The organism is Arthrobacter sedimenti, assembly GCF_042652025.1.
Classification (GTDB): Bacteria; Actinomycetota; Actinomycetes; order Actinomycetales; family Micrococcaceae; genus Arthrobacter; species Arthrobacter sedimenti.
The window spans coordinates 1-21883 of record NZ_JBHSDQ010000002.1; the positions used below are offsets into that span (position 1 = coordinate 1).

Annotated in this window: 18 protein-coding genes and 1 rRNA gene; 14 read left to right on the forward strand and 5 right to left on the reverse strand. The window is 67.7% G+C overall.

The window, feature by feature from the left end; translation table 11 throughout:
- Position 1 precedes the first annotated feature (1 nt).
- The 9 genes from rrf to ACFO0G_RS05370 all read left to right on the forward strand — a co-directional run bounded on the left by rrf (position 2) and on the right by ACFO0G_RS05370 (position 9030).
- A 5S ribosomal RNA gene (rrf, locus tag ACFO0G_RS05330) occupies positions 2 to 118 on the forward strand.
- A 471-nt stretch (positions 119 to 589) separates the two neighbouring features.
- Positions 590 to 1348 carry a LamB/YcsF family protein gene (locus tag ACFO0G_RS05335; RefSeq protein WP_376976672.1) on the forward strand — a complete coding sequence of 253 codons (759 nt, stop codon included), beginning with the start codon at positions 590 to 592 and terminating at the stop codon, positions 1346 to 1348.
- A gap of 2 nt (positions 1349 to 1350) precedes the next feature.
- Entirely contained in the window at positions 1351 to 3030 is a 1680-nt protein-coding gene (locus ACFO0G_RS05340; RefSeq protein ID WP_376976673.1) for a 5-oxoprolinase subunit B/C family protein, read from the forward strand.
- The gene (locus ACFO0G_RS05345; protein ID WP_376976674.1) at positions 3023 to 4771 is read left to right on the forward strand and encodes an acetyl/propionyl/methylcrotonyl-CoA carboxylase subunit alpha; all 1749 of its coding nucleotides are present in this window, start codon (positions 3023 to 3025) and stop codon (positions 4769 to 4771) included. Before ACFO0G_RS05340 ends, ACFO0G_RS05345 begins: the two co-directional genes overlap by 8 nt.
- A 96-nt stretch (positions 4772 to 4867) precedes the next feature.
- Positions 4868 to 5545 carry a GntR family transcriptional regulator gene (locus ACFO0G_RS05350; RefSeq protein WP_286402357.1) on the forward strand — a complete coding sequence of 226 codons (678 nt, stop codon included), beginning with the start codon at positions 4868 to 4870 and terminating at the stop codon, positions 5543 to 5545.
- Positions 5546 to 5761: 216 nt separating this feature from the next.
- On the forward strand, positions 5762 to 6475 hold the full coding sequence (locus ACFO0G_RS05355) for a DUF969 domain-containing protein (protein WP_376976675.1): 714 nt from the start codon (positions 5762 to 5764) through the stop codon (positions 6473 to 6475).
- Entirely contained in the window at positions 6472 to 7443 is a 972-nt protein-coding gene (locus ACFO0G_RS05360) for a DUF979 domain-containing protein (RefSeq protein WP_376976676.1), read from the forward strand. Before ACFO0G_RS05355 ends, ACFO0G_RS05360 begins: the two co-directional genes overlap by 4 nt.
- A 37-nt stretch (positions 7444 to 7480) precedes the next feature.
- Complete coding sequence (locus tag ACFO0G_RS05365) at positions 7481 to 8578, forward strand: DUF2891 family protein (RefSeq protein ID WP_376976677.1); 1098 nt, start codon at positions 7481 to 7483, stop codon at positions 8576 to 8578.
- A 185-nt stretch (positions 8579 to 8763) separates the two neighbouring features.
- Complete coding sequence (locus tag ACFO0G_RS05370) at positions 8764 to 9030, forward strand: hypothetical protein (RefSeq protein WP_376976678.1); 267 nt, start codon at positions 8764 to 8766, stop codon at positions 9028 to 9030.
- On the opposite strand, the gene ACFO0G_RS05375 is transcribed toward ACFO0G_RS05370, so the two are convergent.
- The 5 genes from ACFO0G_RS05375 to ACFO0G_RS05395 all read right to left on the reverse strand — a co-directional run bounded on the left by ACFO0G_RS05375 (position 9027) and on the right by ACFO0G_RS05395 (position 15338).
- Positions 9027 to 9173: a hypothetical protein gene (locus tag ACFO0G_RS05375; protein ID WP_376976679.1), complete on the reverse strand. Its 147-nt coding sequence runs from the start codon at positions 9171 to 9173 to the stop codon at positions 9027 to 9029. The genes ACFO0G_RS05370 and ACFO0G_RS05375 overlap by 4 nt on opposite strands.
- Complete coding sequence (locus ACFO0G_RS05380; RefSeq protein WP_376976680.1) at positions 9166 to 9807, reverse strand: hypothetical protein; 642 nt, start codon at positions 9805 to 9807, stop codon at positions 9166 to 9168. The genes ACFO0G_RS05375 and ACFO0G_RS05380 overlap by 8 nt, the downstream gene beginning before the upstream one ends.
- A gap of 104 nt (positions 9808 to 9911) precedes the next feature.
- Positions 9912 to 12740 carry an FAD-binding and (Fe-S)-binding domain-containing protein gene (locus tag ACFO0G_RS05385; protein WP_376976681.1) on the reverse strand — a complete coding sequence of 943 codons (2829 nt, stop codon included), beginning with the start codon at positions 12738 to 12740 and terminating at the stop codon, positions 9912 to 9914.
- 17 nt (positions 12741 to 12757) lie between these two features.
- On the reverse strand, positions 12758 to 13510 hold the full coding sequence (locus tag ACFO0G_RS05390; protein ID WP_376976682.1) for a FadR/GntR family transcriptional regulator: 753 nt from the start codon (positions 13508 to 13510) through the stop codon (positions 12758 to 12760).
- An 82-nt stretch (positions 13511 to 13592) separates the two neighbouring features.
- Entirely contained in the window at positions 13593 to 15338 is a 1746-nt protein-coding gene (locus ACFO0G_RS05395; RefSeq protein ID WP_376976683.1) for an L-lactate permease, read from the reverse strand.
- Positions 15339 to 15534: 196 nt separating this feature from the next.
- Here ACFO0G_RS05395 and ACFO0G_RS05400 point away from each other — a divergent pair, with 196 nt between their 5' ends.
- The 5 genes from ACFO0G_RS05400 (at position 15535) to ppsA (ending at position 21879) form a co-directional block, all read left to right on the forward strand.
- Complete coding sequence (locus ACFO0G_RS05400) at positions 15535 to 16338, forward strand: (Fe-S)-binding protein (protein WP_376976684.1); 804 nt, start codon at positions 15535 to 15537, stop codon at positions 16336 to 16338.
- A complete protein-coding gene (locus tag ACFO0G_RS05405; protein WP_376976685.1) occupies positions 16335 to 17846 on the forward strand; it encodes a LutB/LldF family L-lactate oxidation iron-sulfur protein in 1512 nt (503 codons plus the stop codon). The genes ACFO0G_RS05400 and ACFO0G_RS05405 overlap by 4 nt, the downstream gene beginning before the upstream one ends.
- The gene (locus ACFO0G_RS05410; protein ID WP_376976686.1) at positions 17843 to 18478 is read left to right on the forward strand and encodes a LutC/YkgG family protein; all 636 of its coding nucleotides are present in this window, start codon (positions 17843 to 17845) and stop codon (positions 18476 to 18478) included. Before ACFO0G_RS05405 ends, ACFO0G_RS05410 begins: the two co-directional genes overlap by 4 nt.
- 9 nt (positions 18479 to 18487) lie before the next feature.
- On the forward strand, positions 18488 to 19321 hold the full coding sequence (locus tag ACFO0G_RS05415) for a pyruvate, water dikinase regulatory protein (protein WP_286402382.1): 834 nt from the start codon (positions 18488 to 18490) through the stop codon (positions 19319 to 19321).
- A gap of 146 nt (positions 19322 to 19467) precedes the next feature.
- Positions 19468 to 21879 carry a phosphoenolpyruvate synthase gene (ppsA, locus tag ACFO0G_RS05420; RefSeq protein WP_376976687.1) on the forward strand — a complete coding sequence of 804 codons (2412 nt, stop codon included), beginning with the start codon at positions 19468 to 19470 and terminating at the stop codon, positions 21877 to 21879.
- The last annotated feature ends 4 nt before the right edge of the window (positions 21880 to 21883 follow it).

A 21883-nucleotide genomic window follows, 5' to 3' on the forward strand; every position in this document is an offset into this window, starting at 1 on the left:
TTACGGCGGTCATAGCGTGGGGGAAACGCCCGGTCCCATTCCGAACCCGGAAGCTAAGGCCCACAGCGCCGATGGTACTGCACCCGGGAGGGTGTGGGAGAGTAGGTCACCGCCGGAACAACTATTAGGTCGAGGCCCCGAACCACACGGTTCGGGGCCTCCCACATTTAAACAAACAAACCACCTGGCCCACCCCGAAAACCCCCGCTCACCTCTGACAACAAAACCACCAACCCCCGCTCACATCTTCCGACATCCATGAGCGGGCGTTCAGGATCAATCTGCCAGATATGAGCGGGCGTTGCGGACCAACCTGCCAGATGTGAGCGGGCGTTGAGGACCAACCCGCAGGATATGAGCGGGCGTCCGAGGAGGAGCTGCCGGATATGAGCGGGCGTTGAGGACCAACCCGCAGGATATGAGCGGGCGTCCGAGGAGGAGCTGCCGGATATGAGCGGGCGTTGAGGGAGGAGCTGCCGGATATGAGCGGGCGTTGAGGGGGAGGGCAGTAATAGAGAACTGCAGATTGTTGAACAATCTGAGTTTTTAGGGCATTCTTGAAGGACACCAATCCGAGACGGAGATCACAATGCCCAGCATCGACCTGAACAGCGACGTCGGCGAGTCCTTTGGGAACTGGTCCTTCGGCGATGACGCCGCAATTTTTGAAAGTGTTTCCAGTGCCAACGTGGCTTGCGGCTTCCATGCCGGCGACCCCGTGGGCATCATGGCCACGTGCCAGGCAGCCGTTAAGGCCGGTGTCACCGTGGGCGCCCACCCCGGCTATCGGGACCTGGCAGGCTTCGGCCGCCGCTACGTGGACATGACCCCGGCCGAACTGACGGCAGACGTGGTGTACCAGATCGGCGCCGTCCAGGCCGTGGCCCTCGCCGCCGGAACCGCCGTCCGCTACGTCAAGCCCCACGGCGCCCTGTACAACACCATCGTGAACCACCCGCAGCAGGCAGGCGCCGTGGTCGCCGCCATCCTGGCCGTGGACCCCACCCTGCCCCTCATGGTCCTTCCCAACTCGGAAATCCAGCGCCAGGCCGACGCCGCCGGATTGCGGACCATAGCCGAGGCCTTCGCCGACCGCGCCTACAATCCCGACGGCACCCTGGTCTCCCGCCGTGAAGCCGGCGCCGTGCTGCACGAGGTGGATGACGTCGTCGAACACGTCCTGCGCCTGGCCGGCGACGGCGTGGTCCGCGCCACCGACGGATCGCTGGTCCCCGTGAAGGCCGAAAGCATCTGCCTCCACGGTGACACCCCCGGCGCCGTGGCCATGGCTGCCGCCGTCCGCTCCGCGCTGGAGAACGCCGGCATCCAGATCCAAAGCTTCGCCTAGCCATGACCGCCACGCAGCAGCAGGCCGGCAAGGCCAACCACGCGGAAGTAACCGGCATCCGCCCAGCCGGGGACCGGGCCATCCTTGTTGAGCTCTCGTCCCTGGACGCCGTGCTCAGCCTCCAGGCCCAACTCACCGCCCACCCGCAGCCGGGCCAGATCGACGTCATCGCCGCCGCGGCCACCGTCCTGGTCACCGCGGATTCGTCCCAGGCAGTCCGGGGACTGGCTGCCCACGTGCGCAGCCTTGACCTCGACGCGCCTGCTGAGATCGAGAGCGCGCTGGTCACCATTGACGTGGTGTACGACGGCGAGGACCTGGATGAGGCCGGGTCGCTCACCGGCCTGGGCCGGCAGGCAGTGGTGGCCGCCCACACGGGCCAGCTGTGGACTGCTGCCTTTGCCGGCTTCGCGCCGGGCTTCGCGTACCTTACCGGCGAGAATCCCAGCTTGGAGGTTCCGCGCCGCCGCTCACCGCGAACCGCTGTTCCCGCGGGTGCCGTCGCGCTGGGCGGCGCATACTCCGCCGTCTACCCTCGGCAGTCGCCGGGTGGCTGGCAGCTGATCGGCCGCACCGACGCCCTGATGTGGGACCTCGGCCGGGAAAACCCCGCCCTGATCCGTCCCGGAGATACCGTCAGGTTTAATGCCGTCCGGGCCGAGGCCACGGTGACAGCACCGCCGCAGCCGGCGGAACACCAGGCGGCAGAAGGCCAGCCAGCACAGGACGACGCGGTCGTACCGGCCGCAGGCCTCATCGTCCGCAAGCCCGGGCTTCAGGCCACCGTCCAGGACCTGGGCCGCCCCGGCTTCGCGTCCTTGGGCGTCAGCAGCGCCGGTGCCATGGACCGCGGGGCCCTCCGCCGCGCAAACCGCCTGGTGGGCAACCCCGAAGGTGCGGCAGGAATCGAACTCCTCTTCGGCGGACTCGAACTCGAAGCCCTCTCGGACCAGGTCCTCGCAGTGACAGGCGCGGACGTCCCGCTGCAGATCACGCCCGCCACCAAGGCAGAACCCACGACGGCGGTACGGCACCCAGCGTGCGACGCCCCCTTCGCGCTGCTGGCAGGGGAGAAGCTCACAATCGGAAACGCGACGAGGGGACTCCGCTCCTACCTTGGGGTCCGTGGCGGAATCGGCGGGCCCGAAGCCCTGGGCAGCCGTTCCACTGACACCATGTCGGGAGTCGGCCCCGAACCGCTTCAAGCCGGCACCGTCCTGCCCGTCCAAGCCCCGAAGCCCGGCAGCATGGTGGGCCACCCGGAGGTGTCACCCCTCCCGGACCAGGACCAGGCCACCGAGCTGCGCGTGGTCCCGGGACCACGGCAGGACTGGTTCAGCAACGGCACCCTGCAGGACTTCCTCAAGCAGGAGTGGACCGTCACGCCGCAGTCCAACCGGATTGGCCTGCGACTGACGGGCCAGGCGCTGACCCGCAGCCGGGACGGCGAACTGTCCAGCGAAGGAACCGTCCGCGGCGCTGTCCAGGTGCCGCCCGAAGGCCAGCCCGTGCTCTTCCTCTCCGACCATCCGGTGACCGGCGGGTATCCGGTGATTGCCGTCGTCGTCCACCCGGACCTGGACAAGGCCGCCCAACTTCCTCCCGGCACCACCGTGCGGTTCGCCGCTGCAGCACCCCCGGCAGAACTGCCCGAAACACCTAAGGAAAGCTCCCATGCGTAAAGTCCTCATTGCCAACCGCGGCGAAATCGCCGTCCGGATCGCCCGGGCCTGCGACGATGCAGGCCTGGAAAGCGTGGCCGTCTACGCCGACCCCGACGCCGACGCGCTCCACGTCCAAGCCGCCACCGAGGCCTACTCGCTGGCAGGATCCAGGCCCCAGGAAACCTACCTGGACATCGAAAAGATCCTGGCGGTCGCGGCGAAGAGCGGCGCCGACGCCGTCCACCCCGGCTACGGCTTCCTGTCCGAAAACGCCGCCTTCGCCCAGGCCGTCATGGACGCCGGCCTGACGTGGATCGGACCCTCCCCGGAGACCATCCGGCTGCTGGGTGACAAGGTCAGCGCCCGTGAGGTGGCGGTCCGTGCCGGCGCCCCGCTGGCGCCCGGCAGCGACGGCCCCGTGGACAGCGCCGAAGAGGTGCGCGCCTTCGCCGAACGGGTGGGCCTTCCCGTGGCGATCAAGGCTGCCTTCGGCGGCGGCGGCCGCGGCCTCAAGGTAGTCCGGAACCTGGCCGACATCGAGGAAAGCTTCGACTCCGCGGTCCGCGAATCTTTGGCCGCCTTCGGCCGCAGCGAGTGTTACGTGGAGAAGTTCCTGGACCGGCCGCGCCACGTGGAGGCCCAGGTCATCGCGGATACGCACGGCAACGTGGTGGTGGTCGGAACGCGCGACTGCTCGCTGCAGCGCCGCCACCAGAAACTCGTGGAGGAGGCTCCGGCGCCCTTCCTTACCCCCGAACAGCGGGCGGAAATCCACGCCTCCGCAAAAGCGATTTGCCGCGAGGCAGGATACGTCGGCGCGGGGACGGTGGAGTACCTGCTGGACGGCAGCGGCTTCCTGAGCTTCCTGGAGGTCAACACCCGCCTGCAGGTGGAGCACCCCATTACCGAGGAAACCTCGGGCGTGGATCTCGTCGCCGCCCAGTTGGCCATCGCGGCAGGGGAGGAGCTCCCCATCCTGGAGGATCCGGAACCGCGCGGCCACGCCTTTGAATTCCGCATCAACGCAGAGGATCCGGGCCGCGGCTTCCTGCCGTCCCCGGGTGCGGTCACGGAGTTTGAGGTGCCCACCGGTCCCGGGGTTCGCCTCGATACCGGGGTCCGCGCCGGCTCCGTCATTCCCGGCCAGTTCGACTCGCTGTTGGCCAAGCTGGTGGTCACCGGCGCCGACCGGCAGCAGGCCCTCCGCCGCGCGCGCCGCGCCCTGCGTGAGTTCCGCATCGGCGGCCTGGCCACCGTGCTGCCCTTCCACCGCGCGGTGGTGGACGCTCCGGACTTCACCGGCACGGACAGCCTGGGCGTCTACACCACCTGGATTGAAAGCGAGTTCACCACCGCCCTCGACGCGGATCCTGCGTTCAGCCCCGCCGCTCCGGAGGAGCCCCGCCGGACCATTGGCATCGAGGTGGACGGCAAGCGGATGGAGCTGGGGCTGCCCAAGGCCCTGCTGGATTCGCTGCTCGACGGCGGCGGCCGGCGCGGCGCAGACGCTCCGGAAAGCCACGAGGAAACCCAGGCGGAAAAGAACGACGGCGACCTGCTGGCAACCATGGCCGGCACCGTGGTGAAGTGGCTGGCTGCGCCCGGGTCCAGCGTGGAGGAGGGTGAGACGGTGCTGGTGCTCGAAGCTATGAAGATGGAGACCGCCGTCGCCGCCCACCGCGCCGGCACCCTGGGGGAGCAGTTCGCCGCGGCGGGAGACTCCGTGGCGCCCGGCCAGGTGCTCGCCACCATCGGGTGAGCCGGACGGTCCGCTGCAGGGGAACCGCGAAGAGAGGGACCTGACTGCGCGGGACACTGGCACGTCCGGGCAGGCCCGGGCCGATATCGTGGTGCCATGACGTTTGACGAGGTACTGGCCGATCTCCAAGCCCAGGCCAGGACCACCAAGCACGCCGAGACCGGCCTCTGGGTGGCCGCCCAGCTGCGCAGCCGCATCGAGGCAGGCCTGCTCAAGCCCGGTTCCAAGCTCGCGGAGGAAGCGCTCCGCGAGGCCCTTGGCGTGTCCCGGAATACCCTGCGCGAGGCGTTCACCGCGCTGCATGCCGAGCACATCGTCACCCGCATCCCCAACCGCGGCGTGTTCGTGGCCCACCCCACCGCGGACGACATCCGCGAGATCTACCGGGTGCGCCGCTTCCTGGAACCCGCCGCGGTGTTGTGGTCCGGCGAGACCTCCATTGAGCCGCTGCCGGCCATCATCAAGGCCGCCAGGGCCGCCGCCGCGGAAGGGGACATTCCCGGCATGGCCGGGGCCAACCAGCACTTCCACCGTGCCATCGTGGACCGCGCCGGCAGCGAACGGCTCAACAGCCTGATGGACCAGGTCCTGGCCGAGATGCGCCTGGTGTTCCACTCCATGGCCGCCAACCCGGCGTTCCACGAGCCCTACGTGGAGGACAACGCCCACATCGTGGAACTCCTGGAGGCAGGGGACAAGGCCGCGGCAGCGGACTTCCTGGCCACCTACCTGGACCGCGCCGAGGCCCAGCTGCTGGACGCCGTCGGCCGTTAGCAACCACCCCCTTCCCAAAAGGGGGTTGCAGGATTGTTGAACAAAAAGCTATGCTTTAGATCACACAGTTGTTCTGCAGCTCACACAACCCTGCAGTCCCAACGCAACCGGGGCTCCCGCCCCTCGGCGCCGTCACCCCCCCAACGACCAACCGCACAGACGCGCCGGCCCCCACTTTGAAAGACCCGTCACGGGTCCCCCTGGGAAGGGATAGTCATGCTTGTACTCATCGGGGTGCTGCTGGTGATCGTTGGCTTCGCCATCCGCCTGAACCCCTTGATTGTCGTCACTGTCGCCGGCATCGTCACCGCACTGCTGGGCGGCATGAACCCCGCGCAGATCCTCGATGCCTTCGGCACCGGCTTCGCCAGCAGCCGCTCGGTCACCATCTTCGTGGCGGTGCTGCCGGTGGTGGGCATCATCGAGTTCTTCGGACTGCAGGAGCAGGCCAAGGTCCTCATCGGCCGCCTGGCCAAGCTGACCGCGGGCCGCGTGCTCATCGGTTACCTTGCGGTCCGCCAGATCACCGCCGCCGTGGGCCTGAACAGCATCGGCGGCCACGCCCAGACCGTCCGCCCGCTGGTGTTCCCCATGGCCGAAGGTGCCGCGCTGCGCCGCTACGGGCACGTGCCGGAAAAGATCAGCGAGAAGATCAAGGGCCACTCCGCCGGTGCGGACAACGTGGGCGTGTTTTTCGGCGAGGACGTGTTCGTGGCCGTCGGCTCCATCCTGCTGATCACCACCTTCGTTGACACCACCTACCACCTGCACCTGGAGCCGCTCCAGCTGGCCCTGTGGGCCATCCCCACCGCCATCGCAGCGTTCCTCATCCACGGCTTCCGGCTCCTGGGCCTGGACAAGCAGCTGGACAAGGAATACCGCGAGTACGAGCTCACCGCCCCCAAGGAAGCCGCAGGAGAAGCCAAATGATCAACGTTGAAGCCGTCTACTGGCTGATCGGCATTCTGTTCGTCGCGTGGGCATCACTGATTGCCGCCGACACCAACCACCCCCGCCGCTGGGGCAGCTCCGCCTTCTGGGGCATCCTGGGCCTCTGCTTCTTCTACAGCACCTGGGTGCAGGCGGGCACGGCACCGGGCTGGATCCTGGGCGTCGCCGTCCTGGTCCTGGTGGTCCTGGCCTCCACCGGCCTGCTGGGCCACGGCAAGCACCGCACCTCCACCGGGCCCGAGAGGGAGTCCTACGCCAAGCGCTTCGGCAACAAGCTCTTCATCCCGGCCCTTACGCTGCCGCTGGTCACCGTGATCCTGGTGCTGGCCGCGCCCGTGCTGAACATCGGCGGCACCCCGCTGCTCGACCCCAAGAACACCACGCTGGTAGCCCTGGCCATCGGCGCCGTGGCCGCCGTCGTCGTCGCGCTCCTGATCCTGAAGCCGAAGAACCCGGCGACCCCCATCTTCGAAAGCCGCCGCATCCTGGAATCCATCGGCTGGGCTGCGCTGCTGCCGCAGATGCTCACCACGCTGGGCATCCTCTTCACCAAGGCAGGCGTGGGCACCGCGGTGGGCACCCTGGCCTCCGGGCTGCTGCCCAAGGGCTCCCTGATCGCCGGCGTGCTGGTCTACTGCATCGGCATGTTCCTCTTCACCGTGCTGATGGGCAACGGCTTCGCCGCCTTCCCGATCATGACTGCGGCCATCGGTTGGCCCGTGCTGGTGCAGACCTTCCACGGCGACCCCGCCATCATCTTCGCCATCGGCATGCTGGCCGGTTTCTGCGGCACGCTCTGCACCCCCATGGCTGCCAACTTCAACCTGGTGCCGTCCGCGCTGCTGGAGATGAAGAACAAGTACGGCGTCATCACGGCGCAGGTGGGCACGGCGATCCCGCTGCTGGCGGTAAACATCGCGCTGATGTACTTCCTGGCCTTCCACTAACCCTGCCTTCCCCTGACCTGCCTTCCAAAGGAGCATGATGGACAACGATCTTCGCGTTCAGGCGGCACCGGACTACGCTGCCGTGGTGCTGGGCAACCTCTCCGAGCCCTTCCCGCATTCGGCGCACCACACCCAGGCATCCGCCGAGGACCGGCCCACCCCCGAGCAGATCCACCCCGCCTTCTACACCTCCTTCGACTGGCACTCGTGCGTGCACATGCACTGGCTGGGAGCCAGCCTGCTGGGCGGCACCCCCGGGTCACCCCTTGGTGGAGCTGTTCGTGACGGAGCGCCCGACGGCGGCCCGGCGGCCTGGGTGGACGGACCCACCGAGGCGTCGCTTCGGGAAGCGGTAGGCGCGAACCTGACGCCGGCCAAGCTGGCAGTGGAGCGGGACTACCTGGTGGCCAACCCGTCTTGGGAGCGGCCGTACGGCTGGGCCTGGCTGATGCGGCTGGCCGCGACGTGCTCCGCTTCTTCAGATCCTCAGTTGCGTGGGTGGGGGACCGCCCTGGAGCCGCTGGTGGATGCCGTGGCGGACCTCAGCGCCGCGTGGATGCAGAAGGCACAGTATCCGGTCCGGCACGGGCTGCATACGAATGCCGCCTTCGGCGTGGGCTACATGCTGGATGCGTTCCGCTCGCTGGGCCGCGCCGATGCCGCGAAGGCGTGCGAGGAGGCGGCCCGCACCTGGTTCGCGAATGACCGGGGCTGGCCGGGTGACTGGGAACTGAGCGGGCAGGACTTCCTTTCCGCGGGCCTGAGCGAGGCGGACCTGATGCGCCGCGTGCTGACCGCTGATGAGTTCGCCGCCTGGTTCGCAGCGTTCCTTCCGGAGCTTTCCGCGGAGTCGCGGATCCTGCAGCCGGTCAGTGTCACGGATGAAACCGACGGCTACCTGGTGCACCTGCACGGGCTGAACCTGACCCGCGCCGGACAGGTGGCGCGGATCATTGCCACGCTGCGGGAATCCGGCAGCCCGGAGGCGTCCGCCGCTTCGGCTGTACTGAACGAGGCGCTGGACCCGCTGCTGAAGGCCGGGCTCCTTGGGCTGGAGAGCGGCGACTTCATGTCCACCCACTGGCTGGCCAGCTTTGCGTGGGACGCGCTGGGATCCGTGGCGGCGCTCGACTGACCTTCTTCCGGCGTGGTACGGCGCCCTCGGAACGGAGCAGTCATACTCCGTTCCGAGGGGGCCGTTTGTGCATCCCGAAGTGCCGACGCGTTAGTCTTGCTGCACCACGCCGAAGGGCGTGACCTGGGAGCAGCGGGCAGGGTCGTAATGAGCTGACCGTCCGCCCGCGAGCCAGAGGAAATTTGATGCGCCAGCACGCCAGCACCTGCCCGTCAGACCTTGCGATGGCAGGGAAAGCCGCCACGCCCAGGCCTCGAAGGAAGCGGACCAGGCATCCGCGGCTCGCGGTGGGGGACAGGGTCCGTTTCGCCGAAGGAACCCTCGCCGGCACCGGCGTGGTGGATGCCGTGACCTCCGACTACTCCATCATCTGGGTGTGGACGGACGAAGGCCAGGGCCGGCGCATGTTCCTGCAGGGGTACGGCAGCATCGTCACCGCGGTGGAGGCCTAGTTCAGCCCTTCCGAGCGCTTGGCGCGCCGCTCATCCGCCTGGAGGATTCCGTCTCGTACCCCGGCGCGGATCACGCCGTACAGGATGTAGCAGAAAACCGCTCCGACGAGGACAAACAGGACTAACCCAGTAAAGTCACCCATTGCTGTGCTCCTCCTCCGGCCAGTACGGCTGAACGGACGCCGCCGCCTCACGCAACGCCCCGCCGTCGAGCATCAATGACGTTTCCGCCAAACCGAAGTCGGTCCATTGGCACACCAGCCGGAGATCCCCGGCCGGCGGGAGCGGCCACAGCCAGAGCGTGCCGCTGCCGGAGAACTCTTCATCGCCACCGCCGCCACCGCCGCCGTTCAGGGCGAGGACGGGAGGTTCCGGGTTGGTGCCCGGTTCCATCAGCCCGTAGGGTAGCTGGCTGCCGGTGCTCGCTTTTGAACCGTCAGGGAATTCGACGCCGAACAGGAGTCCGCTCTGCCTCCCGCTGCCGCCGCGAAAGCCCCTGCCGGGCTGAAAGAACAGGTGCTGCAGTTCGGCCCAGTCCTCCTCCGTCTGGTCCGCCCTGCGGAAGACCCAGGACAGGTTGAACAGGCAGCCAGTGGAGAAGACTTCGGCGCTTTTGAGCGCCACTACGATGCTGGGAGTCCGGCTCACGAACTTGCCAAGGTGGACAACAGCCGGCACTTCATAAGCGGGAGCGGCTACCCAGGGCGGCGGGACGTGCCTGGTGTTCCGAGGCCGGGGCGGCAGGGGAGGGACGGGAAAGTCCTGGAAGAAAGTCATCGGTGGTCCTTGGGTCCGCTGGCTGCGACCGACCAGGCAAAACAGTGGCGCCACCGCCCTGGATCCCCCAATCCGTCCTTGCCCGGCCAGTCTAGCGGGATGGCTCAGGGTCTGGTGGCCTCCTCGAGAATTTCCAGCAGGTGGCGGTACGAGTGGCCGGTCGCCTTGGACATTCCCAGCTCGCAGGTGCGGTTGGTGGAGGCGTAGGCGTCGAACTCCCGCTCGTTGATCTCGCGTGCCTGCCGGTCCGTCGCCGAGTCCGTCAGTTCCGGATGGAGCAGGCCGCGGTCACCCGCGAACGCGCAGCAACCCCAGTTCAGTGGTACGAACACATCGTCCGTGACGGCCCCCGCGATCTCAAGCAGGGCCGGGTTTGTCCCCAGCTGGGTGGACGAGCACGTGGGGTGCAGGGCGATGGAATTCAGCGGGGCGGTCACCGTGAGCCGGCCCAGAACGTGCTGGTGCACGAACTCCACAGAATCAACGAAACGCAGCCCGGCGTACCGCTCATCGCCCGCAGCCGCGAGGCGCTTCATGGTGTCCAGGCCTTCCGTGCAGGAGGCGGCATCGCACACCACCGGCAGCTTGCCCCGGCCACTGGCCTCGTACAGCCCGTCCAAAACCTTGGCGGCCATGGCGTCGTAGCCCTGGGAGAAGCCCTTGGACTTCCACGGCGTGCCGCAGCACAGGCTCTCGATCCCTTCCGGAACGCTGACCCGCACACCGGCGCGCCCGCAGAGGTCCAGGAAGGCCTGGGCCGATCCCTTCCCGGCGCCTCCTGCAGCATCTGCAGGGCCGAACATCGTCCCGATGCAGGCAGGGAAGAACACGGCCATGCTGTCCGGGTCCGGGCGTGCGCTGCGCCTGGAACCACCGCCGGGCAGTACGGCCGTGTAGGCGGGCACGGCCTCCGTCCCCAGCAGGGCCCGGCCGACGGCGGTCGCAGCCTTTGGCAGCGGAGCCGGCAGGGCCTTGGCTACAGTCAGGGCCACCCCGCCGCTGGCGGTCACGGCGCCCCAGTTTTCGGCGGCCTTGTTCCAGCCCGCCGCGGCGAGCGTGTTGGCGTTTTCCTTGCGCAGCCGCCGCACCAGGTCTCCGGTGTTGATCAGCACCGGGCAGGCGGTGACGCACATGCCGTCCGCCGCGCAGGTCTGCACGCCGTCGTAGTCGTAGTCCTTGCGCAGGTTGGCGGCGAGTGCGTGGTCGCCGCGTTGCTCGGCGGCAGCGATGTCGCGCCGAAGCACAATGCGTTGGCGCGGAGTAAGCGTGATGTCCTTGCTGGGGCACACCGGTTCGCAGTACCCGCACTCGACGCAGCGGTCCACCTCCTCCTCGACGGTGGGAGCCACCTTCAGGTTCTCGATGTAGGAAAGGGGCTCATCCGCGAGCAGCACGCCCGGGTTCAGGAGGTTGGGCGGGTCGATCAGCCGCTTGATTTCCTGCATCACTGCATAGAGCTCATCGCCATACTGGCGGCGGACGAAAGGCGCCATAATGCGGCCGGTGCCGTGCTCGGCCTTGAGTGAACCGCCCGCGCCAAGGACCAGGTCCACCATCTCGTCGGTAAAGGCCTGGTAGCGCAGCAGCTGGTCCGGATCGTCGAAGCGCTCGTTGAGCATGAAGTGGACGTTCCCGTCCTTGGCGTGCCCGAAAATCACCGATTCCTTGTACTGGTGTTCGCGGAAGAGCCGCGTCAGTTCGCCGCAGGTGCCCGCGAGGGCGGGAACCGGCACCACGATGTCCTCCAGCAACGCATTGGTTCCCGACGGGCGGGCGCCGGCCACGGCCGTGTACAGGCCTTTGCGCACGTGCCAAAGGGCAGCCCGGTCTTGCGGGTCCGAGGTGAGCCCGAAGGGTGTGGCGAGGTCCAGTGAATCGAACAGCTGCTGCGAGCCTGCCCGCTTGCCGGACAGCTCGGCGGCATCCGAGCCCTGGTGTTCAACCAGCAGCGCCGCGTGTCCCTGGACCGGCAGCGTCCTGATGGCGGCGGGAGCGTCGGCGGCAGCCTGGGCCACCTTCAACGCTGCCGCGTCCATGAGTTCAATGGTGGCAAGGCCGGTGGACACCAGGTCCGGCAGGGCTCCCGTCGCCGCGTCGAGGGTGTTGAAAACCAGCAGCCCGGTGGCAACGGCGGGTTTGACCTCGACGGTGCGGAAGACAGCCTCCGCCACGAAGCCGAGGGTCCCCTCGCTGCCGATCATGAGGTGCATCAGGATGTCCACGGGGCGTTCGTAGTCCAGGAAGGAGTTCACCCCGTAGCCCATGGTGTTCTTCATGGAGAACAGTGAACGGATGATGCGGACGGACTCGTCGTTGCCCACCACCCGGCGGCGCAGCCTCAGCAGGCCCTCGTGGAGGTCCGGCTCCAGCTCACGCAACCGCCGGTCGGCGTCCGCATCGGCGGTGTCGATGACCGTGCCCGAAGGCAGCACCAGCACCATTGATTCCAGCGTCCGGTAGGTGTTGAACTCGGTACCGCACGCCATCCCGGAGGAGTTGTTGGCGATGACGCCGCCCACGGTGCAGGCGATCTCGCTGGCCGGATCCGGGCCGAGCTTACGCCCGAACGCGGCCAGCCGGGAGTTGACGCTGCGCACCGTGGCGCCGGGCTGGACACGGACCCGGCCGCCGCCGTCGAGCACCTCAACGCCGCGGAAATGCTGGCGGGTGTTGATCAGCAGGCTGTCGCTCAGGGCCTGGCCGGACAGGCTGGTGCCGCCGGACCGAAAGGTGGCGGGAAGACCGAGCTCCCGGCTGCGCCGCAGCAGGGCGCCGACGTCGGCAGCATCGCGTGGAGTGGCCACCCCCTGCGGGACCAGGAGGTAGTGCGAGGCGTCGTGGGCCATGGCGTGGCGGTCCAGGTCCCGCGTGCTGACAGTGTCCAAGTCCAGCTGGTCGATGGGTGTTCCGGCTCCTGCCGTTGCGGTTCGCATGCGTAACTCCAAAAAACTTAGGTGATGGTGTGGGGCTGCGGCGCGGTGGCATCACCGGCCCGCTGGTAGAACCATTCGATGTGTTCGCGCAGCAGGCGCGCGGCGAGCTCGCCGTCGCGGGACTGCACGGCATCGAAGATTCCGTGGTGTTGGGTGCGCAGGACTTCCAGGACGTCCGGCCAGTCCTCCATCGCGTCCATGGATCCCTTGACATAGTCGACGATCGAACCGCTGAGGGACTCCATGATGGTGGCCATCACCTCGTTGCCCGCGAGCGAACTCAGCGCCACATGGAACCGGGCATCCAGCTCATGGAAGGCGGCCCGGTCCAGATCGGCGTGGTCCATGGCCTCCAGCAGTTGGGCCGCCTGTTCCCGCTCGGCGTCGCCGCCTTCACGCGCGGCGCCGGCACGGGCAGTCCAGGTTTCCAGGAGGATGCGGGTCTGGACGATGTCCTCGACGGGCAGGCGGCTGCTGGCAACGTGCAGCCGGAGCGCGGAGGAGAGCCCGGCGGACGGATCGGAGACGACGATGGCACCGGAGGTGGGGCCGGAGCCCACCGAGCTGCGGACCACTCCCATGGCGTCGAGGATACGGATGGCTTCGCGGACGGACGCCCTGGAGATTCCGTAGTTTTCCGCCAGGGTCCGTTCGCCCGGGAGCCGGTCGCCGACCTTGATCTTGCCAGCCCGCAGGTCCGCTTCAATGTCCTTCAGCAGTGCGTCGTGGGTTCGACGGCGGGGGGCTGATCCGGCTGCGGCGGCTGTCACGGGCGATCCTCTGGGTGGGGGAGTGCGGGCCGCGGCGGACCCGCACTCCGGTTTTGCGCGGGCAATGGACCGCGGCTACTGGCTAGGGGAGCATCCAGCCCAGGACTGGGGTGGACTGCAGGTAGACGATGGTGCACAGCACCAGAAGCAACCCCACGCTCCATCCGACTACCTTACGCAGAAGGACCGATTCCTGGCCGTCGAGGTTGACGGCGGTGGCGGCGATGGCAAGGTTCTGCGGGCTGATGAGTTTGCCCACCACCCCGCCGGCGGTGTTGCCGGCCACGAGCAGGTTCGGGTCGATGCCTGCATTCACGCCGGCGGTCTGCTGCAGCTTGGCAAACAGCGCGTTGGCGGAGGTGTCCGAACCGGTAACGGCCGTGCCCAGCCACCCGAGCACGGGGGAGAGGAATGCGAAGAAGCTTCCGGTGCCGGCCAGCCACACGCCGATCGAGACCGTCTGGCCGGAGTTGTTCATGACGTAGGCAAGGGCAAGCACCGTGATGATGGTGAGGCCGGCCCAGCGCATCTTGAAGATGGTCCGCCCGATTTCGGCCACGGCGTTGCCCACCGTCATGGGGAAGCGTCCGTGGTCATCGAAGCGGGCGTAGACGGCCGCGACAATCAAGCCCGTGATCAGCAGGAGCGTGCCGGGGCTGGACAGCCACTGGAAGACGTAGACCGTGGAGGAAAGGGGCTTGCCGTCGGCGCCCACCAGCGCGTCGTGGAGGATCGGCCAGGGGACCTTGACGTCCGTGGCGGCGAGGACTGCGGGAAGGTCGACGCCGATTTTCCAGAGTTTGGCGATGCCGAACACCAGGATGACCAGGAAGTAGGGGAACAGGGCGAGCCAGGTGCGCGCGGGGGTGAGTCGTTCGCCGTCGGCAGCCTCCACGGTGGCCACGCTGCCTGAAGCGGCGCTCCGCGCACCGTGGTTGCCCGGGGTTCCGGCGGCGGCAACGGCCTCCGCGGCCACGCCCAGCCGGTCGCGTGCTGCTGCGGTGCCCCGAGGCTTCCACATCCGGAAGAACAGGACAGCAGCGCCCAGGCCCACCAGTGAGGCCATGATGTCGGTGAGTTCGTACGAGAAGAAGTTGGAGCAGAGGAACTGCGCTGCGGCGAAGGAGAATCCAACCACCAAAGCGGCGGGCCAGCAGTCCTTCAGGCCTTTGCGTCCGTCCAGGATGAAGAGCAGGATCAGCGGGACGAAGGTTGCCAGCAGCGGTGCCTGGCGGCCCACCATGGCGCCGATGTCCGTCGCGTGCAGCCCGGTGAGCCCGGCGGCGGTGGTGATCGGGATGGCCATGGCGCCGAAGGCGACGGGCGCGGTGTTGGCCACCAGCACAGCGGCGGCGGCCCGCAGCGGGGGAAGGCCGAGGGCCAGCAGCATGGTGGCGGTGATGGCCACCGGCGCACCGAACCCGGCAAGGGCTTCGAGCAGGCCGCCGAAGCAGAAGGCGATCAGGACACCCTGCAGGCGGACGTCGCCGCCGCCGATGACGTCGAAGACCCGGCGGAGGTCTTCAAAGCGGCCGCTGAGCACCGTCACCTGGTAGAGCCAGACGGCCATGACCACGATCCAGAGCACGGGGAAGGCGCCGAAAACACCGCCCTGGGTCGCGGACAGGAGCGCCAGGCCGGCCGGCATCTTGAACGCCAGGATTCCCACGACCAAAGCCACCAGCAGGGCGAACCCGCCGGCCACGTGGGCTTTGGTCTTGGCGACGGCGAGCAGGAGAAAGAAGGTCAGCAGCGGCAGCAGGGCGACGATGGCCGACCAGGCGACGCTGTTCAGCACCGGGTCTGTGCTGGGGGTGAAGTGGTCCACAGAGTTCCTCCACATTGAGGGTGTTGGGGGTTGTGTTTGGTCAGACCACAATGGTCCGACCACGGAAGTGTAGCCCACAAATCCTCCGGTGTGTGAGCCGCTTCACCCCTCGGGCATGGGTTGTAAGTGGCTGGCGTCACGTGGTCTACTGTGGTCAGACCATACGAACGTCCCTACTCCTTTCCGGAAGGCCGCCATGAGAATTGCCTTGTTCGCCACCTGCATCGTGGATGCGATGTACCCGGCCACGGCGAGGGCCACCGTCAGGATTCTGGAGCGCCTGGGACACGAAGTGGTGTTCCCAGCGGGCCAGGCCTGCTGCGGCCAGATGCACGTCAACAGCGGCTACCTCAAGGAAGCCGTCCCCGTGGTGGCCAACCACGTGGCTGCCTTCGACACCGCGGACTACGACGTCGCAGTCGCCCCGTCCGGTTCCTGCGTTGCCTCGGTCAAGCACCAGCACCCCATGGTGGCCCGCTCCTGCGGCGACACCGCACTCGAAGCCCGCGCCACCGCCGTCGGGGCCAAAACCTACGAACTGTCCGAACTGCTGGTGGACGTGCTGGGCGTAACCGACGCCGGCGCCCAGCTGGGCTCCTATTTCCCGCACCGGGTCACCTACCACCCCAGCTGCCACGGCATGCGCCTGCTGAGGCTCGGGGACAGGCAGTCCCGCCTACTGCGGACCGTGCAGGGGATCGACCTCGCAGACCTGCCCGAGGCGGACCAGTGCTGCGGCTTCGGCGGCACGTTCTCCATGAAGAACGCCGATGTCTCCTCGGCCATGCTCAAGGACAAGGCGGCCCACGTCGAGGCCACCGGCGCCGAACTCTGCACCGGCGGGGACGCCTCCTGCCTGATGCACATCGGCGGCGGCCTGTCCCGGCAGGGCAGCTCCACCACCACCCTCCACCTGGCGGAAATCCTTGCCAGCACCATGGAAGAACCGGCGTCCGTCACCGGCGAAGTCCGCGTCTCAACCGGAAAGGCCCTCCGATGACCACCTTCTTGGGAATGCCGGCACTGCCGGCTTTCGGCTCCGGCAACCTGTTCGCGGGCGAATCCTTCCCCAAAGCGGCCCACCGCGAACTGGGCAACGCCCAGCTGCGGGCCAACCTGGGCCACGCCACGCACACCATCCGCGACAAGCGGCAGGCCGTGGTCTCCGAACTGCCTGACTGGGAGCAGCTGCGCGATGCCGGCTCCGCCATCAAGGAGTCGGTGATGGCCAGGCTGCCCGACCTGCTGGAGGAGTTCGAGAAAAACTTCACCGCACGCGGCGGCGTGATCCACTGGGCCCGCGACGCCAGGGAGGCCAACGAAATCGTGGCCGGACTGGTCCGGGAGACCGGCGAAACCGAAGTGGTCAAGGTCAAGTCGATGGCCACCCAGGAGATCGGGCTCAACGAGTACCTTGAGGAGCAGGGAATCCAGGCCTTCGAAACCGACCTCGCCGAGCTCATCGTCCAGCTGGACCACGACAAGCCCAGCCACATCCTGGTTCCGGCGATCCACAAGAACCGCACCGAAATCCGGGACATCTTCCTCCGCGAAATGCCGGGCGCGGATCCGGCACTCACCAACGATCCGCCCGTCCTGGCCATGGCGGCCCGCGAGCACCTGCGCCGCAAGTTCCTCACCGCCAAGGTGGCCGTGTCCGGGGCCAACTTCGCCCTTGCAGACTCAGGCACGCTGGCCGTCGTCGAATCCGAAGGCAACGGCCGCATGTGCCTCACTCTGCCGGAAACCCTGATCACCGTGATGGGCATCGAGAAGCTGCTGCCCACCTGGCAGGACCTGGAAGTGTTCATGCAGCTGCTCCCGCGTTCCTCCACGGGGGAGCGGATGAACCCGTACACCTCGCTGTGGACCGGCGTCACGGAGGGTGACGGGCCGCAGAACGTGCACCTGGTGCTCCTGGACAATGGCCGCACTGCCGCGCTCGCTGACGAAATGGGCCGCTCGGCGCTGCACTGCATCCGCTGCAGCGCGTGCATGAACGTCTGCCCCGTGTACGAGCGGACCGGCGGCCACGCCTACGGCTCCACCTACCCGGGCCCCATCGGTGCCATCCTTTCCCCGCTGCTGACCGGCATCCAGGCGGAGGAAAACAACTCCCTGCCCTACGCCTCCTCCCTGTGCGGGGCCTGCTACGACGCCTGCCCGGTGAAGATCAACATCCCGGACATCCTGGTGCACCTGCGCAGCGTGGACGTGGACAGCAAGCGCGGGACCAGGAAGGTCCCCAGCCAGATGGACGTGGGCATGAAGGCGGCGTCCTGGGCGCTGTCCTCCGGCAAGCACCTCGGCCTGCTGGAGAAGGGACTGCCGCTGGGCCGCTTGGCCGCCGGACGGGACAAAAAGATCAAGAAACTTCCAGGCATCGCCGGCGGCTGGACCCAGAGCCGAGACATCCCCGCGCCCCCGGCCCAGTCCTTCCGGGACTGGTGGGCCAAGGAGCACAAGTCCGCCGCGCCGTCCCGAGACGATAAGGAAACCCAGCAATGACAGCACGCGAAGACATCCTCTCGCGGATCCGCACCGCTCTGCAGGACAGCCCCGAGGCGCCGCAGATCCCCCGGGAATACCGGTCCGCGTCCGGGATGGGTGCGGACCAGCTGATCGACCTCCTGGTGGACCGGCTGGTGGACTACAAGGCGCAGGTGGCCGTGGTGCCCGAATCAGAGATACCCGCCACGATTGCGTCGCTCCTTGAGGGGGCACGCAGCTACGTGGTCCCCGAAGGGCTCGACGGCGGCTGGCTGGAAGGAATGGACGACGGCGGCAGCGCGCCCCGCCGTCGAGTGGACTCCCCGGCGGAACCCCTCAGCGTCTCCGAGCTGGACGGGACAGACGCCGTGGTGACCGGCAGTGCCGTGGCCGTGGCCGAGACGGGAACCATCATTCTGGACGGCAGCGCCAACCAGGGCCGGCGTGCCATCAGCCTGGTCCCTGACCACCACATCTGCGTGGTGAAAGCCGCGGACATCGCCGGCATCCTGCCCGAGGCGCTGCGCCGGATCGACGGGACCCGCCCCATCACCATGATCAGCGGGCCGAGTGCCACCAGCGACATCGAGCTGGAACGCGTGGAGGGGGTCCACGGTCCCCGCAGACTGGACGTCATCATTGCCCGCTAAAGTTCTGCCATGACCAATGATGCTCTGACCACTGCTGCCCTGCGGCCTGTCTACTTCCTGTCGGACAGCACCGGCATCACCGCGGAAACGCTGGGCAACACGTTGCTGACCCAGTTCCCGGTGGACAACTTCGACCGCGTCACCATCCCCTTCATTACCACCGAGGAACAGGCGCGGTCCGTGGTGCGGACCATCGACAACCTGGCCGCCACCGGGCCGCAGCCGCTGGTCTTTTCCACCGCCGTGAGCAGCGAAATCCGGCAGATCCTGGCCGGCTGTAAGGGCGCCATGGTGGACCTGATCGGCACCCACGTGGGTGTGCTGGAGCAGGCGCTGGGCACCCCTGCCAGCGGCGAACCGGGCAGGGCGCACGGACTGGGGAACGCCGCGCGCTACCAGTCCCGGATGGCGGCGGTGGAGTATGCCATGGAGCACGACGACGGCCAGAGCCTGCGTGCGCTGGAAAAGGCCCAGGTCATCCTGGTGGCCCCGTCCCGGTGCGGCAAGACGCCCACCACCATGTACCTGGCGCTGCAGCATGGGATCTTCGCCGCCAACTTCCCGCTGGTGGATGAGGACTTCCAGCGGGACGGGCTGCCCAAGCCGCTGCGGCCTTTCGTGTCGAAGTGTTTCGGCTTGTCCTCCAACCCGCTTCGCCTAAGCCAGATCCGCACCGAGCGACGCCCCAGCTCCCCGTACGCCTCCCTGCGGCAGTGCGGGTTTGAGCTGCGCAGCGCCGAGCAGCTGTACGTCTCGCACCGGATCCCGTACCTGAACTCCGCAACCGTCTCCGTGGAGGAGATGGCGGCCACCATCCTGCAGCGGATGAACCTGAAGCACTAGCCCCCAATTTCACAAACGTGGCGTAGCCCACATGATGTGGAAAGTCCGCTGCAGACCTGAAACTGTTAGCTGGGTTTTCCTTCCGGCCGGCACTACCGTGAGCGGCCGGCCATGCCTACGCCACCCTCTGCAAAGGAGCAGTAAACATGACGACAGACGTTCTGTGGTTCTCTGAACTCGGACTCAAGGACCTGGACAAGGTGGGCGGCAAGAACGCCTCCCTGGGCGAGATGGTCCAGAACCTGACCTCCGCCGGCGTCCAGGTCCCGGACGGCTTCGCCACCACGGCCGACGCCTACCGCCGGTTCCTGTCCGATTCCGGGCTGGACCAGAAGATCGCCGACCGCCTGGTGGGGCTGGACACCGATGACGTGACCGCCCTGGCCGCCGCCGGCCAGGAGATCCGGACCCTTGTCCGCGAGACGCCCTTCCTGCCGGACTTCGAGGCCCAGGTCCGCGAGGCCTACCAGCAGCTGGTGGACAAGCATGCCGGCTCCGAGGACCTGTCCTGGGCCGTCCGCTCCAGCGCCACTGCAGAGGACCTTCCCGATGCCTCCTTCGCCGGGCAGCAGGAAACCTTCCTGAACGTGCGCGGCATCGAGAACATCCTGCAGGCCATCAAGGACGTCTTCGCCTCGCTCTACAACGACCGCGCCATCGCCTACCGCGTGCACCACAAGTTCGAACATGCCGAGGTGGCACTCTCGGCGGGCATCCAGCGCATGGTGCGTTCCGACGTCGGCGCTTCCGGCGTCATGTTCACCATGGACACCGAGTCCGGCTTCAAGGACGCCGTCTTCGTCACCTCCTCCTACGGGCTGGGCGAGGCAGTGGTGCAGGGCGCCGTGAACCCGGACGAGTTTTACGTCTACAAGCCCGCCCTGGAGGCAGGCCGCCCGGCGATCCTCAAGCGCGGGCTGGGCGAGAAGGCCCTGCAGATGACGTACACCAACAGCAGCGAGATCGGCCGCACCATCGATTTCGTGCCCGTGGAGGAGTCCCAGCGCAAGCGCTTCAGCCTGACGGACGACGACGTGGAGCAGCTTGCGCGGCACGCCGTCGCCATTGAAAAGCATTACGGCCGTCCCATGGACATTGAGTGGGGCAAGGACGGGACCGACGGCGGCCTGTACATCCTGCAGGCCCGTCCGGAGACCGTGCAGTCCCGGCGCGCTCCCGGCAGCATGAGCCGGTTCCGCCTGAACGAAAGCGGGTCCGTGCTGGTGGAGGGCCGTGCCATCGGCCAGCGGATCGGCGCCGGCAAGGTCCGGATCCTCACCTCCATTGACCAGATGGCCTCGTTCCAGACCGGCGACGTGCTGGTGGCGGACATGACCGACCCCGACTGGGAACCGATCATGAAGCGCGCCTCCGCCATTGTCACCAACCGCGGCGGACGCACCTGCCACGCAGCCATCATCGCCCGCGAACTAGGGATCCCCGCCGTCGTCGGAACCGGGAACGCAACCGATGCCCTGTCCGACGGCCAGGAAGTCACGGTTTCCTGCGCCGACGGCGAGACCGGAGCCATCTACCAGGGCCTGCTGGACTTCAGCGTGGAGGAAACCGGCATCACCAACCTGCCCGAGGCGCCGGTGAAGGTGATGATGAACGTGGGCACGCCGGAGCAGGCGTTCACCTTCGCGCAGCTGCCCAACCACGGCGTGGGCCTGGCCCGGCTGGAGTTCATCATCAACCGTCAGATCGGCATCCACCCCAAGGCCCTGCTGAACCTGGAAAGCCAGCCGGAGGATGTGGCCGCCGAGATCTGGGAGCGGATCAGCGCCTACGCCAGCCCCCGCGAGTACTACATCAAGCGCCTGGCCGAGGGCGTGGCCACCATCGCTGCGGCCTTCGCGCCGGAGCCGGTGATCGTGCGCATGTCCGACTTCAAGTCCAACGAGTACGCCAACCTGATCGGCGGCCCGGCGTACGAGCCGCACGAAGAGAACCCGATGATCGGCTTCCGCGGCGCGTCGCGCTACCTGGAGCCGTCCTTCCGGGACTGCTTCGACCTCGAGTGCGAGGCCCTGTCCTTCGTGCGCAACGAGATGGGCCTGACCAACGTCAAGCTGATGATCCCCTTCGTGCGGACCCTGGACGAGGCGCAGGGCGTCATCGAACTGCTCGCCGAGAACGGCCTGCGCCGCGGTGAGAACGGCCTGGAAGTGATCATGATGTGCGAGCTGCCCTCCAACGCGCTGCTCGCCGACGAGTTCCTGGAACACTTCGACGGCTTCTCAATCGGCTCCAACGACATGACCCAGCTGACCCTGGGCCTGGACCGCGACTCGGCCATCGTGGCCAACAGCTTCGACGAGCGGGACGCGGCCGTGAAGAAGCTGCTCAGCATGGCCATCAAGGCGTGCCGGGCCCGCGAAAAGTATGTCGGCATCTGCGGCCAGGGCCCCAGCGACCACCCGGACTTTGCGGAATGGCTGGTGCAGGAAGGCGTCAACTCCGTCTCCCTGAACCCGGACACCGTGGTGGACACCTGGATCCGGCTCGCCGGTGCGTCGGAGGAGACTCCGAGTGTTGCCGCGGCTGCCGGCGCATAGCGGG

Excerpts from the sequence above, each read along its gene's own strand:
- ACFO0G_RS05380 (WP_376976680.1), bottom strand. The coding sequence starts at position 9,807 with ATGACTTTCTTCCAGGACTTTCCCGTCCCTCCCCTGCCGCCCCGGCCT.
- ACFO0G_RS05400 (WP_376976684.1), top strand. The coding sequence starts at position 15,535 with ATGAGAATTGCCTTGTTCGCCACCTGCATCGTGGATGCGATGTACCCG.
- ACFO0G_RS05360 (WP_376976676.1), top strand. The coding sequence starts at position 6,472 with ATGATCAACGTTGAAGCCGTCTACTGGCTGATCGGCATTCTGTTCGTC.
- ppsA (WP_376976687.1), top strand. The coding sequence starts at position 19,468 with ATGACGACAGACGTTCTGTGGTTCTCTGAACTCGGACTCAAGGACCTG.
- ACFO0G_RS05410 (WP_376976686.1), top strand. The coding sequence starts at position 17,843 with ATGACAGCACGCGAAGACATCCTCTCGCGGATCCGCACCGCTCTGCAG.
- ACFO0G_RS05405 (WP_376976685.1), top strand. The coding sequence starts at position 16,335 with ATGACCACCTTCTTGGGAATGCCGGCACTGCCGGCTTTCGGCTCCGGC.
- ACFO0G_RS05385 (WP_376976681.1), bottom strand. The coding sequence starts at position 12,740 with ATGCGAACCGCAACGGCAGGAGCCGGAACACCCATCGACCAGCTGGAC.
- ACFO0G_RS05335 (WP_376976672.1), top strand. The coding sequence starts at position 590 with ATGCCCAGCATCGACCTGAACAGCGACGTCGGCGAGTCCTTTGGGAAC.
- ACFO0G_RS05340 (WP_376976673.1), top strand. The coding sequence starts at position 1,351 with ATGACCGCCACGCAGCAGCAGGCCGGCAAGGCCAACCACGCGGAAGTA.
- ACFO0G_RS05345 (WP_376976674.1), top strand. The coding sequence starts at position 3,023 with ATGCGTAAAGTCCTCATTGCCAACCGCGGCGAAATCGCCGTCCGGATC.
- ACFO0G_RS05365 (WP_376976677.1), top strand. The coding sequence starts at position 7,481 with ATGGACAACGATCTTCGCGTTCAGGCGGCACCGGACTACGCTGCCGTG.
- ACFO0G_RS05355 (WP_376976675.1), top strand. The coding sequence starts at position 5,762 with ATGCTTGTACTCATCGGGGTGCTGCTGGTGATCGTTGGCTTCGCCATC.
- ACFO0G_RS05415 (WP_286402382.1), top strand. The coding sequence starts at position 18,488 with ATGACCAATGATGCTCTGACCACTGCTGCCCTGCGGCCTGTCTACTTC.
- ACFO0G_RS05370 (WP_376976678.1), top strand. The coding sequence starts at position 8,764 with ATGCGCCAGCACGCCAGCACCTGCCCGTCAGACCTTGCGATGGCAGGG.
- ACFO0G_RS05375 (WP_376976679.1), bottom strand. The coding sequence starts at position 9,173 with ATGGGTGACTTTACTGGGTTAGTCCTGTTTGTCCTCGTCGGAGCGGTT.
- ACFO0G_RS05350 (WP_286402357.1), top strand. The coding sequence starts at position 4,868 with ATGACGTTTGACGAGGTACTGGCCGATCTCCAAGCCCAGGCCAGGACC.